General features: G+C 38.8%; 10 protein-coding genes and 1 pseudogene. 2 read left to right on the top strand and 9 right to left on the bottom strand.

All coding sequences use genetic code 11. From position 1 onward, the window contains the following. Positions 1–10: 10 nt before the first annotated feature. Positions 11–1,207, bottom strand: coding sequence for a M20 family metallopeptidase (locus I2H39_RS06615; RefSeq protein ID WP_227146773.1), 1,197 nt, complete (start codon positions 1,205–1,207; stop codon positions 11–13). A gap of 299 nt (positions 1,208–1,506) precedes the next feature. On the opposite strand from I2H39_RS06615, the gene I2H39_RS06610 reads away from it, so the two are divergent. Beyond that, on the top strand, positions 1,507–2,445 hold the full coding sequence (locus I2H39_RS06610; RefSeq protein ID WP_181988624.1) for a LysR family transcriptional regulator: 939 nt from the start codon (positions 1,507–1,509) through the stop codon (positions 2,443–2,445). Between the two features lie 1,581 nt (positions 2,446–4,026). On the opposite strand, the pseudogene I2H39_RS06605 reads toward I2H39_RS06610, so the two are convergent. The 7 genes and pseudogenes from I2H39_RS06605 to I2H39_RS06580 form a co-directional block, all read right to left on the bottom strand. After that, a pseudogene (locus tag I2H39_RS06605) lies at positions 4,027–5,330 on the bottom strand (Na+/H+ antiporter NhaC family protein). A 703-nt stretch (positions 5,331–6,033) separates the two neighbouring features. Further along, positions 6,034–6,618 (bottom strand): ParB/RepB/Spo0J family partition protein, encoded by a 585-nt coding sequence (locus tag I2H39_RS06600; RefSeq protein ID WP_118077281.1) that lies wholly within the window; start codon positions 6,616–6,618, stop codon positions 6,034–6,036. Next, positions 6,608–7,933, bottom strand: coding sequence for a DUF3440 domain-containing protein (locus I2H39_RS06595; protein WP_117634086.1), 1,326 nt, complete (start codon positions 7,931–7,933; stop codon positions 6,608–6,610). Before I2H39_RS06595 ends, I2H39_RS06600 begins: the two co-directional genes overlap by 11 nt. Positions 7,934–8,075: 142 nt before the next feature. Next, the gene (locus tag I2H39_RS06590) at positions 8,076–9,110 is read right to left on the bottom strand and encodes a hypothetical protein (protein WP_117634085.1); all 1,035 of its coding nucleotides are present in this window, start codon (positions 9,108–9,110) and stop codon (positions 8,076–8,078) included. 78 nt (positions 9,111–9,188) lie between these two features. Beyond that, a complete protein-coding gene (locus tag I2H39_RS06585) occupies positions 9,189–10,031 on the bottom strand; it encodes a 4Fe-4S binding protein (RefSeq protein WP_118077283.1) in 843 nt (280 codons plus the stop codon). Beyond that, positions 10,031–10,117 carry a CD1871A family CXXC motif-containing protein gene (locus I2H39_RS29615; protein ID WP_333490840.1) on the bottom strand — a complete coding sequence of 29 codons (87 nt, stop codon included), beginning with the start codon at positions 10,115–10,117 and terminating at the stop codon, positions 10,031–10,033. The genes I2H39_RS06585 and I2H39_RS29615 overlap by 1 nt, the downstream gene beginning before the upstream one ends. Positions 10,118–10,199: 82 nt before the next feature. Beyond that, positions 10,200–11,357, bottom strand: coding sequence for a TlpA disulfide reductase family protein (locus I2H39_RS06580; RefSeq protein WP_117635000.1), 1,158 nt, complete (start codon positions 11,355–11,357; stop codon positions 10,200–10,202). Between the two features lie 876 nt (positions 11,358–12,233). Between I2H39_RS06580 and I2H39_RS06575 the strand changes: the two genes are divergently transcribed. Beyond that, positions 12,234–12,503 carry a tyrosine-type recombinase/integrase gene (locus I2H39_RS06575; RefSeq protein WP_117635004.1) on the top strand — a complete coding sequence of 90 codons (270 nt, stop codon included), beginning with the start codon at positions 12,234–12,236 and terminating at the stop codon, positions 12,501–12,503. A gap of 1,714 nt (positions 12,504–14,217) precedes the next feature. Here the strand turns inward: I2H39_RS06575 and I2H39_RS06565 are convergent. Then, positions 14,218–15,384 (bottom strand): IS110 family transposase, encoded by a 1,167-nt coding sequence (locus I2H39_RS06565; protein WP_195626101.1) that lies wholly within the window; start codon positions 15,382–15,384, stop codon positions 14,218–14,220. Positions 15,385–15,653: the final 269 nt, after the last annotated feature.

Raw genomic sequence — 15,653 nt, 5'->3', positions numbered from 1 at the left:
TCTATCTCCCCTATTTTTTCTCCTCCACAACTCTCTGTTTAAATTCCTCTTTTATCTCTTTCAGCAATTCCGGATTCATTATAAGCTCTGCCGCTGTCCCACTAAGAATTTTGGCCCCGTAAATAATTGCGCTGTGGGCCTCCGGCGTTTTCCCCGCATCCACAAAGCCCTGTGAATGGGATGGAACTCCATCTGGAACAAAAGCCACTCGGATACAAGAACCTGGAATTCGATGAAGAATATTTCCAAAATCGGTTGAACCAGTATTCTCTCTAGGCGGCGCCAGGCGGGGTGCTCCAACCCGTTCTGCCTCATCCATTATAAGACGGTTCAAGCGGATAGCTGGAATCTTATTATCTACTTCCTTTTCTGGCATGATTCTCACCTCTGTCTCCGTCATCATAGCTGCCCCTCTCAGAACCTTGCTTAGTCGTTCAATGACCGTATCCAGATAGGTTCGACTATAAGAGCGCACATACAGGCTAGCGGTAGTGCTGGCTGGCACGATATTGGCAGGGGTGCCACCGCTGTTCAGTATGGTGTAATGAATCTTGACATCACTATCTACGTGTTCTCTTAAGAACTCGATTCCCTGAAATGCCAGAATCATCGCATCTAACGCGCTTCGTCCTGCTTCTGGTTTAAGCGCAGCATGGGCGCTGATTCCCTGATATTCCACTCGGAATTTAGACAACGCCAAGGATTTGACATCCGTCTGCGTGTAATTTCCCCCGTGCATCATCAGAGCTACATCCAACTCCTCGAATGTACATCCTCCCTTAATCATCATGATTTTGCCGCTTACACTCTCCTCCGCAGGCGTACCGTAAACCGTAATCGTATAATTCCCTTCAATCCCCGAATGACGAAGCGCTGCTGCAGATGCAAGAATACAGGGGCCTTGCATGTGATGACCACATGCATGCCCAATCTGAGGCAGGGCGTCATATTCGCAGAGCAAACCGATATTAGGCCCTCCTTCCCCATGACGATATATCGCCCTAAAGGAGGTCTCCACGCCAGCTATTCCTCTTTCCACCTCGAAGCCATCTTTCTCCAGCCAGTCGGTTAGCCATTTACATGCATTGACCTCCTCAAGTCCCAGTTCCGGATGATCGAAAATCTGATCGGCCATTTTGAACATTTCTTCTCCAATATTGTCAATATAGCCGTATAAACGTTCTTTCATAGATATCTCTCCCTTCATGTTCAGCCTCCTTAAACCGCCGGCTAGCTTTCGGAACTGCTGTTCTGCTAATTTCATTTATTAATCTCATAAATTCATTAGATTAATAAACAAAAATATTAATTGAGTTGAGATTATTATAATTCAATTTGTTTATTTTGGGAAATTAGTAAAACAAATAGAAACTATAACGTTAATTTTCCGCAAAGAAATCACTCTTTCTATTTTGTATACTACAATTTTGTTTTATCATAATAAAAATGATTATAGTTAATCTTTTTAAGAATTAAATGCTGTATAAATTTCAGAAAGGAGGCGTTATGCACCTGAAGGAACAACTCTATATCTGCACCATTGCAGAATGCGGAAACATAACGAAAGCCGCTGAAAAACTGTTTATCACCCAACCCGCTTTAAGCCTGTATATTAATAATCTTGAAAAAATGTTTGGAGTTAAGTTGTTCGACCGGGTTGAAAAACAATTTATTCCCACTGCCGCCGGGAAACTGTATGTGGATAAAGCTAAGCAAATGTTATCACTTCAGCAAGAATTTGAGGCTAGCTTAGGTGATCTGAAAAACCATGTAGATGGGGTGTTGCACATTGGTGTCCAACTCCGGAGAGCACCGCTTCTTCTCCCCACAGTCATGGCCCGTTTTAAAATGAGCTATCCCAATATTAGGATCGATGTAAAAGAAGGCGTCAAAACTGATTTAGAAGAATTTCTCAAGTCCAATCAGATTCAGCTTCTTCTATATAATGCAGAACAGCCGCGGGAAGATTTAATTAATAAAATTCTCTATGTTGACCGTCCTCTGATCGCCATACCAGCCGATCACTCTCTGAATGCCCGGGCAGTGGAGATGCCTGGTTCCCACTACCGCTATCTGGACCTAAATTTCTGCCAAGATGAATTTTTCATTCTTCCAACAGCTAGGCAGAGCTTGAGACAGTACATAGACAAAGTATTTTTGGAGCAGCATTTTTACACCTACAATAAGATGGAGATACGTAATTTCGAGACTGCGATCCGGCTAGTTAATGAAGGCTACGGACTTGCGTTCAACCGTGAACAGTATAAAAAGTCTATGGTAGACCTTAGCAACGTGAAGTACTATGCTTTTACCTATGGAAAAAACGAAATCAGCCGAGTTTTTGTCGGATATAAGAAACACAGAGAGCTTCCTAAATACATTCATTACTTTATTCAGCTGTTGTCTATACGCGGAAAGGAGATTGAGGCTTTGGATTCAAAATGATAGTTTTTGAAGTTTGCTTATAAAAGAACCTATTTCATGCTTCTTTCTTCTTTGGAGCCTGATAAACAGGTAAAACTTTAATACTGGCCCAATATAATCTGACAATAGGATGCCTCTGAACTGACAAATCAGCCATGGTGCGGACAGTATGACATCTCTTTGAAAAGATATTATTACCGGCTTACCAAGATCCGAAAGTTCACCCTCGAGGATCTACTATGTAAGAAAATACAGTTATAGCGAAGCAAATCTTTTCCATAATGGATGCTGTCAACCACCTTACACGATCACACTACGGTAGATAACAATATTTGCAGAAGATTAGTACGGGAACTGTGGATCCCCATGGGGCAACGGTCTGATACATCCAACAAATGTCAGGGAACACCAATCTCATTTTTCGACTGTTTTAATCTGTTATTGTTAAAATTTGCTTTTACTCCCTCAATATTCCAGCTGCACTCCCAGATAAACACAGGACTTAAAAGCATCACCGTGATAATAAACTAAATATATAACCTAATGCAGATAAATGTGAAATAAATGGTGAAGTACTGTAAAATCTTGTGGTAGGCTTTTAGAGATAGGAAACCTTAGTAGATTTGGGGAAAATAGTGGTTGACAGCATTTATTTTTTTGAGATTCTGGGATGGTGGAAGGACGTTTATATATACCAAACTACAAATCATCAACTTGTATTATCTCCAGCCTTTCCCTTGGAGCAGCCAGGCTAAATCTATTCCCTCTGAAAAGTTTAGATTTGACCAGGCATTGCGCAACATATTACCCATTGGTTTTGATATTTTCACAAGGACTTCATAAAAAATAGAACTAAGATTTTAGTGTGAGTATGTGGAAAATTGCTTCGTTAAATTACATCAAATCCTTACAATATCTAGCCAAAGTAAGAAGAATTTAAAATTAGAACCTGGTGCTACAGTGAACTTTTTGAAATTTTGGCTTTTCGATGTGATAGATATGCATTATGGTTCCTGCGTATATGATAACTTACTTTTTTCATATCAGTTACTGTATATACGATCATTCCATGCATTAGTTTTATTACCATCGGTATTGTCAATGGGATTGCATTTTTACAGATTTTCCGTATCTGAGTGACAAACAGATAGCTTATCATTACAAACAGCATATGCCCCCTCCCCAACCAAATAAAAACAAAAAATTTTCTAGATTGCTCTTGCATTCATCAAAACATTGTTCAATCGGCCACTTAGAAAATTAGAAAGTTTTTTCAATTCATATTTCCGATATCAGCTGAAGCTTGATCCTGACACAAGAATGAATTCATAAGCCCATCTCTTCGAAAACTACTCAAACGTTAATACTGTTTACAAATATACGATTTCGAAAGCTTTACTGTCCGACAACCAGCGGTGTACCAAGCACTCTCTTTAAAATCAGGTAAGCATATTTAGCGGAAAACCGTTTGCTCCAAAACAGCGCGCCACGGTGATAGGACACCATCGATCAACCAATCTATTCTACCATAGAGCGCACAAAAAAATCAAAAAGGACGGCCCGATCAATAAAGAAAAAGGGGAAGTATGTACACCTAGTACCTTAGAAGAACAATGGACACAGGCATCCCAGGATAAAAATGGGGATATCCGATGCGATGAATGTAGGCACGCAAGTATCCCATATGTGGTTGTGTTGGCCATCGGCATTCAGTCCAGCTGTGGGTGCCAGAGTAGTGTCGGACACCGGGGAACCAGTGTCGCCTATGGTGGCTGCTGCTGCGATCAAAAGGGGGGTTGCTCCCAAGCTAAGGCCCAGTTCGGAACACAGGGGCACATATAGCACAGACAGAACCGGCACCGTACCGAAAGAGGTGCCGGTACCCATAACGATAACTAGGCCCACCAGCATCATCACGAAAGCACCCAGGAACTTGTTACCGTCAATGAATACTAGGGAACTCTTGACCAGTTCAGCCACAGCATTACTTTCGCTGAGCACTAAGCTGAAACCATTGGAGGCCAGCATGACAAAGGCGATAAATCCCATCAGCTGACGCCGCCATCCAAAATCTTGTCCATGTCGGACCACTTAACGGCTTGGGTGATAAACATAACGCTCAATCCAACCATAGCCCCAAGAGGCAAGGAACCAGTAAATAGCTGGATGAGCATAGTGGCAATGGCGGCCAGCAAAGCAATCCAATGCTTATAGGTAAGAGTGGTGTCCACGCTATCCAGGTCCGCCGCTACTCCCTTAATGTTCTTATATACCCGAGGCTTGCGATATAACACCAAAACAGCGAAGACCAAACCGGCCAGCATGGACAAACCCAGAGGCCAAGTGTACTTCCAGACATCCAATTCGCCGATCTCCATGCCATTCTGAGTGATATTAGTGGCCAAAATACCGTGATACAAAGCTCCAAAACCCGCAGGGATGGTTACATAAGGTGCGCGCAGGCCGAAGCCCAGGGCGCAAGCCACCGCCCGCCGGTCGATCTTCAGCTTGTTCATTACGAGCAACAGAGGAGGAATCAGGATTGGGATAAAAGCTACATAGACAGGAATAGGGTTCTGGGAAAAACAAGCAAAGAAAGCCAGTAGGAAAATAAAAGCCAGCCGTTTGTCGCTGATCCATTTGGCAATCTTCACCGCCAAAATATCGGACACACCCGTGTAGCTGATTGCAGAAGCCAGACCTCCCAACAGCACATAGGCAATAGCGGTTTCCGGGGCAGTACCGCAGCCAGAGATGAAAGTAGACATAGTGGTTCCAATGTCCATTCCTGAAACCAGGCCAGCCACTACAGAGGCACATATCAAGGCCAGCAGCACGTTCACCCGCAGGAAACAGAGAACCAGCAACACAATAACTGCAATTACCACAGGGTTTGTAAAAATCATTGCAATAACCTCCTATTTCGTTCTCAATTACAACACACACTAAACAAGAGTATAAAAGCCTACTTCCCCTTCTTCCGATTTCTGATTTCGCCGACCTATGAAAAAGAACGCAGACGCACTGTATACCTTGTGAAATATCATGCGCCTCTAAGCTCTCCTATGCGCTCCTGATATTGCACCCCCATGAATATTGAACTAATTTTCAACATATACTTTCCCTCTTTCTTGTATATTGTATTTTAATTTTATATCTACGAATGGAAATGTTCAATACAGGGTATATACTTTTAACAATTAATTGGCATTTTAATGTTTTATTTTGTGCATTTTTATAATTATTATCTGATAAAATTAAAAAATACAAAAAACAAAAAAATATCAATGTAGAAAGACATTTCCTTTTGAACATCCTAGTATAACTCATACCAACTAACTTATTACTTATCTGGCGCAACATCATTGGGATATTGTACTCTTTGATCTGATGAAACTAAAGATGATTAAAGTGAACTATACTAGGTAGATTCAACATTTATCCTTCCATAATAAAGGCCTCCTACTATGTTCTTATTTGAGCATAGTAAAAGGCCTTATAAATCTTTTATTACAGAAAAACTTTCATCGACTCTGTTTTTAAAGAATTTTAATTAGATGGCTTTTTCTTATTCCTATTTTTTAATCAATTACCTAAAAATTTTCCTCTTTAACAATCCTTGATAGATTTTCTTTGCAAACTATCAGAGGACTCATCATCCGGAACCCTATCTTCTCCAGGCCTCCATGCCTGACCAAATTTCACATCACGGAACAGCGCAGCCAGGCCAGTAATTTGCTTGAGCCTTAAAATTTCATCCCGGTCCATTCCCAGGTGTTTGGAAATCCACGCATCCGAACGCCCCAACTCGTGCAGTTCCTTAATGATATTACTCATTAAGTCCACATCATGCGTTCCACGGGCGCGGTTATGCCGGATGGTGCTGGCCATACGGTCAGATAACGGTTTATCGATTACCGAAACCGGTATCATCCCCTTCTCTCGCTCATAAATATCCGGGTAATCCCGCATCACTCTCCAACGATGAAAGCCATCTACAATTACATACTTATCACTGCCTTTTGCATAATAACAAACAATCGGCATAGTATAACCGTCCTCTTTGATGCTATCGTACAACAACCTCATTTCCGGTGGGGCCACGTTATTCGGGTTATATGTATTGGGTACAATGTTTTCAAATGGTACCGCACTGATATGGTATACCGGGCTTCTGAATTCCTTATTTACCATCTATCATCCCTCCGTACTTACGTCTAATAATATCCACACGTTTTTGTTCCTGCCGCGTAAGCCCAAACCCCATAAACCGACAGGTATGGTCATTTTTCAAAATACAGCAGCACATCCGTTTCCAACTTGGTATATCTTTCGTGCTCTTAATATCATCGGTATGATCAGGAATTGGTCCAAGAAAAATAATACGAGAATTTTTGTTGAGTGTATAGTTAGATATACCATTTCTCCGAATGTGGTACCCATGTTCCACAAGCTCTCGGATTGTTTCCTCAGACAATCCACCTCCGCTATCGTGCCAGAACCGGATGGAGGTGTTAAACTTTTTCACATAATTATTCCGCAGTCGGGCAGGTAACGTATCCAGCAAAAATTGAGTGTATGATTTCCAGGTATGACCCTCTGGTAACGTAATACTGCGATAACCCATCGCTTTTGTCTTACCATAAATAGCTCCAAAATTTGCTCCGCACACCCGCCCCACCAGTTTCACCCATATTTCTGGATCGATAACCCGATACAGATTCAAAGCATCTTTGGAATAGTCATTAAAGGGAGATGCCACCCGCATCTGATCTATCTTTAATCCTGCCTTATAATATAGGTCATATAAATGATTGTAGTCATAATCAAATCGGTAATTCGCGCACCATACATCAGAGTTTGACCAGTCGTATAAAGGTGAAGCACACCATACGTCTTTGAATTGCTTGGAAATCCAGCACTCATTTTGATACCCATGTTTTTTATTGACAAATCCGCTGTACCGCTGCAGAGACTCATCCGCCCGCATACCAAGCAGGCAGACCGTCCTGCCATTCCCATGTTCCTCCTTGTAGAATCGGCCAAACTGTTTTGCCAAATCTTCCTGATGCATCCTGTAACGATAGTGGGCAAAAGGCTTCGTCAGATTAATGACATAGGGATACTCTGGTATTGGACGTACCCATGTATCCTGTTTTGTATCATCCCAAGGATACCAATACATTTCGTAACTACTCAGTGCTGTCCGTGTTGCCATAGGAAGGCAGACCCAGTAAAGGTCTATGCCTGATTTGTTTTCCAGGCGCTTGAAAGTGCGGGTAATATAGTCCGTAGTCACGGTATACTGCGCCTCAAAATCCTGATGGAATATGCCAATCACACGATCTGAAGCATGCTTATTCCTGTAATCCAGCAGCAAATTTAAAAGAACACCGCTATCCTTGCCGCCGCTGAATGAGATATAAATATTTTTAAATTCCTGAAACAAAAACGCAAATCTCTTCTGCAACGCATCGAATACATCCATCTCAATGTATTCTTTTTTCATATCTCTAATAAACTCCTTATCTTTCAAGTAAAAATTTACAATAGCATCTGTTTGACAGTTGGATATCCTTCTAATTTTCCCAGACCATGACTGACGCTATCATTCTATCTTAAAACCTCTTTCACTTTTCCTTTCTTTCGCACTATATATTTTCTTTCAAAATTTCATATAGAAATACCGGTGTTGTTTCCGTTTGTTCATTTAGTTTTTCCTGCCAATTTGGAATCTCTAATTCTTCTAACAACAAACATAATAATGCTCCTGTTTCATAAGGCATACTATCTGCTAAAAAGCTTTTTTCCAACGCACCTGCTTTCAAAACAGGTATTACTCCATCAAAAGGAATGTCTTTTCCACTATCAAAATACATAACATTATAATTGTATCCTACAATTTCAGCAGCTTTTATTCCAACATATTCAGCTGTGCCTTCATCAGTTTCCATACTTAATTCTTTTTCCAAATATTCAGGATTATTTTTAATTCGTTCTTCCCTAACGACAATCAACTCGTTTGAGTAATTCAATAATTCATCTCTGCTTGGTTTTTCTTTTTTTAACTCGATTCGAATATTTTCTAATATTACATATTCTTTTTCAATAAGTGAAATATCCGATTCGGTTAACTCTCCATAAAATCGACTTCCTCCAGACCATTCGTTTTGCATAAAATAATGAAATGCTTCATGTACAAGAAATGGCATAAAATGTTTACTTGAAAATTCTTTTTCAAAATTGGATTCATCGTACTTTATGTAGTAAACTTCATTTCCAAATATTTTTATTTTTTCACCAATCACATTGAAAGAACCAGGCATTAATCTTTTGATAAATACTTGCAGTGTGAATTTTGCTAACCTGTAAACATTTAAGTTGCATTCTTCTGGTAAGATGATTTTTGTTGCAAACATACTTTTAATCTCAGAAGAAGGATTTATTATGTACGCCGAACCAAATATCCCATCATAAGCAAATATTGTTTTATCACTTAATTTATATCCAGGCCATAACTCAGACTCAATTTCTTTCTTGCAATACATATCCATTTCAGTCAACATTTTTTTATCAATTTCATTTAACTCTTCAAAAGATATCCGAAAGCGATTAAACATGACTATTCCAATCAATATACAAATAACACTTATTGTAAAAATCACAACCCATTTAATTTTTTTCATTTTTATATGTTCCTCTTACTATGTAAATCAATATAACAATTATTGAAATCAATGAAGAAATTGATATAAACTAAAATATTATAATTTTTTCTCAAAAAAATTAGTTTCTATTGCACCCTTTGGACAAATATTTTTACATTCCATACATCTAATGCATTCCGCTGAATTAATGTTTTCAAGAACCTTTACCTGCATTCTGCAATTACGTTCACATACTTTACAGTCGATGCATTTATTTTTATCTATTTCCATTCTATAAAAACTAAAACGATTAAACAATCCATATAGTGCCCCTAACGGACATATATATTTACAAAATGGACGATAAATAAAGATTGATATTATTACAACAAAAACCAGTATGCAAAACTTCCAATAATATAAAAAACCAATCGTTTCTTTTAATGTGCTGCTCATCAAAACCAAAGGTATCCCACCTTCCAACATTCCAGCAGGACAAATTAATTTGCAAAAGTACGGAGCTCCCAATCCATACTTATTAGTAAGCACCATCGGAAATATAATAACAAACGAAATGAATATTATGTATTTCACAAAACGCAACTTTTTATCTAACCAAGCAGAAATAGATATCTTTTTTGTCGGAATCTTATATAATAAATCTTGAATAAAACCAAACAAACACAAAAAACCACAAATCAATCTTCCTACCAAAATTCCAAAAAGCATAATCGTCCCTAATACGTAAAAGGCAGTTTTATTGTTAATGTCCCCCAGCGAGGCCTGGAGCGCCCCAATAGGGCAAGCTCCAAGTGCACTAGGGCAAGAATAACAATTTAATATAGGCACACACGCCATTTTAGTTTTTCCTTTAAAAATTGTTTTATCACGAAATCCTAAAAGATAACTATTAAAAAGAAATGCCGAAAAAATTTGTATGTAATGTCTATTTTTTTTCATTACCCAATTCCGATGCATTCTAAACAAATATTTATTGCCTTCTTAAATACGATTAGATGCTCCTTTCTACAAATTCCGATTGCCATCAATATTACGGATATACCTAAAATCCCGTTTCCGATAAAATTATTCTTGCGCATATATCTTCTCCAATATTCCAACTATGTTCTACTGGTTCTGTAATTCCGTCAGCTTATCTTCAATGATTGATTCATATTCTTCAAGGCTTCTTGCGCCTTCAACCATTTTACCAACCACATTTCCTTCCTTGTCAACGAAAATACTGGTAGGAACTGCGCCTAAGTTGTTTAAAATACTTTCTTTAAGCTGCTCATTATCCATAAGTGTGGTAAATTTCGCATTTTCCGTTTTCATGATCTTTTGTGCGGTCTCTTTGTTTTCTGTTGCATCAATACAGATCGAAATCATGTTCACGTTTTCATTTAATCCGTTATGAAGTTTCACCAAGTCCGGCATTTCTGCTAAACAAGAACCGCACCAGGTCGCCCAAACATTGATCATCGTAAGATCATACTGGTTAAAAATATCTTGCGTAATCTCATTTCCTTCTAAATCTTCTGCTTTAAAATTTGCAAATCCTTTTGCAATGCTGTCCATCATAGGTTTAAACACCAATATATGCTCTTTCAGATTTTTTATTTCACCTGTCAGTTCTTCGTATTCCTTATATTCTTCATCCTTTAATCCCGGGAAGTCTTCTCTTGTTTTTTCATTACTGTAAGCTATATAATAGGTGTTTCCAGCATAGGTTCCGACTCTCTCACAAATTTCAAATCCACTTTTTTTACCATATTCACTCGCTTCTGTATCATCTCCCTTTCCTTCTCTGTAAAACAGTTTTCCAAAGGAAACGCCTCTACCCTCAAATTCTTCTGGCGTTACACTTGCAGCCTCTTCTTCTGTCATTGCATTTATCTCTTCAAAAAACAGTGTTGAAAAGAATGAAATATTTAAATCTGTGCCGTCCGAATTTGCCATAATACCTTTTTCTTTCCATGCGTCTGGTGTTATGTATCCTGTTGCATTATAAAATACAACTCTTTCATCATCACTTTTAACCTCTTCGCCTGTTACCGTTTTATAGGTATCCTGTTCATAGCTTTCATTGCCAAAGATATCATCTTCAAGATTCATCATTCCTGCATTCAATACTTCGCCGGTTGTTTCATTAGCCACTTTATTCGTTGTTTCTGTTTTCTTGTTCGTTCCATGGTTGCCCGAGCATCCAACCAGTGAAGATAACGCACACACACCGGTCAGACACATAATTCCTATCGTTATTTTTACATTTTTTGAAAATTGCATACTACATTTTCTCCTTTTCTATTTTTGTTAATTTTTTTGAATGAATCCGATTTTTCGTCTACCTGTTTTTTTACCTCCTAGAAACAAATCAGAAACTTCATTGAATAACCATAGGCAATTTTAGTGAAAAAGGCAAGCAAGTAACTCTTGCATCGCGCTTTTTTAGGCAATTATCGCTTGCGCTATGCTACTTTTTGTTTTTTATATTTATGAATTAAATACACCTATTTTGTGTAAACTTATCAATTACACCTTTTATTACAACGCCGAATCGCCCATCCTTTACATGATATGAACAACAGGATAAAGTAAGAAATCTATCTCCAAATTTCGCTGTCACTTCCGTGCCATAAAGAGAAAGTTCCTCGATATTTTTATACCAGTTTTTTAATAAGCTTGATTATGTGTTTCAAAAAATTTGTAATATTTAAACACCTCATTCGCTTGTTTATAAACCTGATAATAAAACACCGAGATTAGTTCATATTTTTCTCTTCATACAAACTATCAAAACAGATAACTCTATGCTTCTTTCCATACTCTTCTTTTTCGTAAAACTTTAAATTTCCAAACATTTGTCCACTTTTCATTGCTTGTCCGCGGATGATTAGATTTATGAACGTCTTTAATCTGGAATCTGTATCCAAAATCAAACGCCTGTTTTGGTCCTTTTCTCCATAAAAATTTTTATCAAGATAATAATTAACAAAATTTCTCGTTTCTTTCGACATTACCTTTGTCTACAAAATTCTTTTTTTACAAAAGAAAAATCCCGTTCTTTCATTTGTTGTAATTCATTTACTTTTTGTTCTTGTCAATTTCAACCGTACCATTTTTTTTGCAAGGATGATATAAAGAAACTATTCTCCAGATGGAATACGTGCTTATACAGTTGAAACAGTTATCGGATTACTATGGTCAACCAGATCGAGACCATCCGAGCCAATAAAACTTACTATTGCAGATGTAAATCTTGAACAACAGCTACTTCATATACAGAAAACAAAGTTTTCAAAGGAACGTATTATTCCTATTGATGATTCCGTTTCTGCAAAACTTCAATCTTACAAGCAGCGGATTAGTAACAAACTCGATTATAAGATGCCTTACGAAGCGTTTTTTATACAACGGAAGGCGTTCCTTTAACAGAATCCGCATTAGCTTATGCATTTAAACTTATACGTCCTTGTATCAAAGCGACTCCAACTGGATATCCTCATGTCAGACTATACGATTTCCGGCATACCATGGCATGTAATGCTATTCGAAGATGGAACAAGCAGGGAGTAGATATCAACGCTAAACTGCATGTCCTTAGTAGAAATAGCGCATTTTGATCTCAGTTATCTTCAAGGGTTTTGCGAATATCTTGAAAAAGTAAGATGCAATAAGCCTGTTACGATTATAACAGAATCAATGCTATAAAATCTTTCATACATTATGTTTCGGAACTGGAACCCGAATATAGTGCTATAACAAAACGTGCACTTATGTTATCAGCTCAAAAGCACAAGCAACCAACTATGGTTTTTCTCACTAGAGCAGAATTCGATTCTCTAATAACTGTTTGTGATACCAATACATTCATTGGTGCAAGAGATAAACTGAAGCTTATGATTCTGTATAATTCTGGCATACGGGTATCAGAATTACTTGCAATAAAGTTGACTGATATCCAGAAAACAGACTCCATCAATCATGCCAATTTAAAAGTATATGGAAAGGGCCGAAAACAACGTGAAATACCGCTTTGGAAAAACACTGTCAAATATATCAATAAATATATAAAAAGATTGTCCTACTGATGAAGACGGATATTTGTTCATAAGAGTTACTATATAAAGGGTAGTTTCTGATACCTAATACATAGTGACTGCGGCTCATTTGTGGTGAATGGAAAAGCAGTTATGAGAAAGGAACGATACAGGCATTATAAGCGAAAAACACGCTTTCGGCAAGTGAAACATAAATCGTGTTTTCGGTTTTACGAGTCGAAAGAGAAAGTAACCGTTTCGACCTCTGAAAGCCTTGTGTGGCAAGGAGTTTTTTAGGCTAATTCTATGTGGGTAATGTGTTTGCCCTGCCTGCCCTGTTTTGAGCCTTCTGAGCGTTACGGAGTTCGGAGAAAAGCGGAGTGTCTTTTTCGGCGCAGTCCAAATCCTTTAGTGTGATTATACCAAGGGCGCATTATCCGAGATAAATCAGCTAAAGCCAATGAATACAAGCATTTCATAACAATTACCTCGGATAATTATCGAAATGACCGGTGATTTTTTCAGCAATAATTATCCGAGAAAACTTCTTTGAAAGCCTTGTAGAATGGGGCTATTCACAAGTTTCCTCGGATCATTGAAAATCTCGGATAATGCGCCCTATCCGAGTTCTTGGATAGGGCGCACTTACTCACCACCCGTAAGCGGGCGGTGGTACTGCCTTGCGGCAGTCGTGCGCTCTCCGAGAGGATCGGCGGAAATCGTTGAAGGAGAAATGATAGAGTTCCATCAGTTTTGTAAAAGTTCTTGTGTGGATAGTTTAATTCTGAAATATCTGTTCTTGAAGGATCCTCACTATTATAGTATCATTAATATAAAATAATATGCTGTTTAAGAAAAATACGAATCTACCTGACTTGAGCTGCTTATCAATGGTTATAAACCTACATAAGAATGTCTGTATCCAACACATAGAGAAACAGGCTGTCTGTTGCTTATATTATGGACATCGACAGGAGACCAGCTATGAAAAGTCAAGTATAAATTAGCCAAAAATTCCGTTTCTATATCGATGAAAAAAAGGGTAACTTTAATAGAACTCCCTAAAGGTGCTTTTTCAAAGTCTATCGATATTAGTATACAGGCCTCTATTCGAGGTTGAATTCCACTTCGTCAGTGAGCATCTTCCAGATGACCCTGACAAGTTTTCCGGCGCAATGTCCAAGGGCATTGTAGTGTGTCCGGCCTTCGGCTCTCTTGGTGTCGTAATAAACCTTGAAAGTCGCATTGTTCTTTACAACATTATGAGCTGCGTTCATAAGGGCGTAACGAAGTACACGTGACCCTCGCTTGGACATATGGGTTCTTTTAGCCTGAAAGTTTCCAGACTGGTATACAGTTGGATCCAGTCCAGCGAATGCAAGCAGTTTACCTGGTGTTGAGAAACGGTGAATATCACCGATCTCACCCAGTATCATCCCGCCATTTACGGTTCCAATGCCGGGAATGGTCATGAGTACAGAGTGCAGGCAGGTGACAAGATTCGCCATTTCAAGTTCTGTCTCGAATAACTGTGAATCCAATAACTCGATCTGTGCAATGGTCTGAGTTATCTGGATAGATAAAGAGCTGTCATTTAAGCCGACAGACCTCTGTGCGAGAACTCTTAATTCTCTGGCCATATCTTTTGTGAAGTGTCCATGGGAGGATTTGACAAGGAGATTGGAGAGATGAGTCAGGTGCAGGTAAGCAATGTCTTTTGGCATAGGAGCCTCTTTTAAGAGTGCATAGACAGCTTTCTGATGCAGACCGGATTTGAAAAAATACTGAAGTTCCGGAAAGACCTGATCCATATAGGAAGTCAATTGAATTTTCAAACGGGTACGCTGTTTCATGGTCTTCTGTCGGAACCTGCCGAGTTCCTTCAGTTCAATGTAATCCAGATCTTTCAGGGTAGAAAACCTGAGAGAGTCCTGCATCATAAGGGTTTTAGCAATCACCAAAGTGTCGACTTTATCGATCTTCGTCTTGCGTACATTGTTTTTACGCATGGACGAAGTCATGATAGGGTTGAGAACACACACTTTAAAATCCTTGCAGATTAGGAAACGAACAAGGTTGTCACCGTAGTGTGTCGTAGATTCAAGACCTATGATGATGCTGTGCTGGTCAAGTGGTGCCAGCTTAGACAGCAGCAGATAGAAGCCATCATAGTCATTTGAGAATTGAAACGGCTCGATGAGTATCTCGCCTTCCGAAGAAACAGCAGCGGCAAAATGGTTGAGTTTGGCAATATCAATGCCTACATAAATCATGAGGTTATACCTCCCTTTCAAAAAGTCTGATACCGTGATATCCACCAGTGATTATCATCGTAGACTTGATTGAAATAAGTACTCATTGGAACAGACGCTCCGGTACATCCAGCTAATAAACAATTCAGATAAAGGCAGCGGCAATACACTCCTGTTGAGTAGTCAAGGCTACAGGAAAAAATCAAAAGTCCACAGTATCTGAATGTATTAAACCACGATATTAAAACGAAAGGAAAGTAGATGTTTTCGCTTCTATAAACATCATACAA

Source organism: Clostridium sp. 1001283B150225_161107_B6 (assembly GCF_015556325.1).
Taxonomy (GTDB): Bacteria; Bacillota; Clostridia; order Lachnospirales; family Lachnospiraceae; genus Enterocloster.
Note: the sequence above shows the minus strand (reverse complement) of the source record. Positions and strands in the feature narration are given on the sequence as shown.

Bases quoted from the DNA above. Each gene is read 5' to 3' on its own strand.
- I2H39_RS06615 (WP_227146773.1), bottom strand. From the start codon at position 1,207: ATGAAGGGAGAGATATCTATGAAAGAACGTTTATACGGCTATATTGAC.
- I2H39_RS06610 (WP_181988624.1), top strand. From the start codon at position 1,507: ATGCACCTGAAGGAACAACTCTATATCTGCACCATTGCAGAATGCGGA.
- I2H39_RS06600 (WP_118077281.1), bottom strand. From the start codon at position 6,618: ATGGTAAATAAGGAATTCAGAAGCCCGGTATACCATATCAGTGCGGTA.
- I2H39_RS06595 (WP_117634086.1), bottom strand. From the start codon at position 7,933: ATGAAAAAAGAATACATTGAGATGGATGTATTCGATGCGTTGCAGAAG.
- I2H39_RS06590 (WP_117634085.1), bottom strand. From the start codon at position 9,110: ATGAAAAAAATTAAATGGGTTGTGATTTTTACAATAAGTGTTATTTGT.
- I2H39_RS06585 (WP_118077283.1), bottom strand. From the start codon at position 10,031: ATGAAAAAAAATAGACATTACATACAAATTTTTTCGGCATTTCTTTTT.
- I2H39_RS29615 (WP_333490840.1), bottom strand. From the start codon at position 10,117: ATGGCAATCGGAATTTGTAGAAAGGAGCATCTAATCGTATTTAAGAAG.
- I2H39_RS06580 (WP_117635000.1), bottom strand. From the start codon at position 11,357: ATGCAATTTTCAAAAAATGTAAAAATAACGATAGGAATTATGTGTCTG.
- I2H39_RS06565 (WP_195626101.1), bottom strand. From the start codon at position 15,384: ATGATTTATGTAGGCATTGATATTGCCAAACTCAACCATTTTGCCGCT.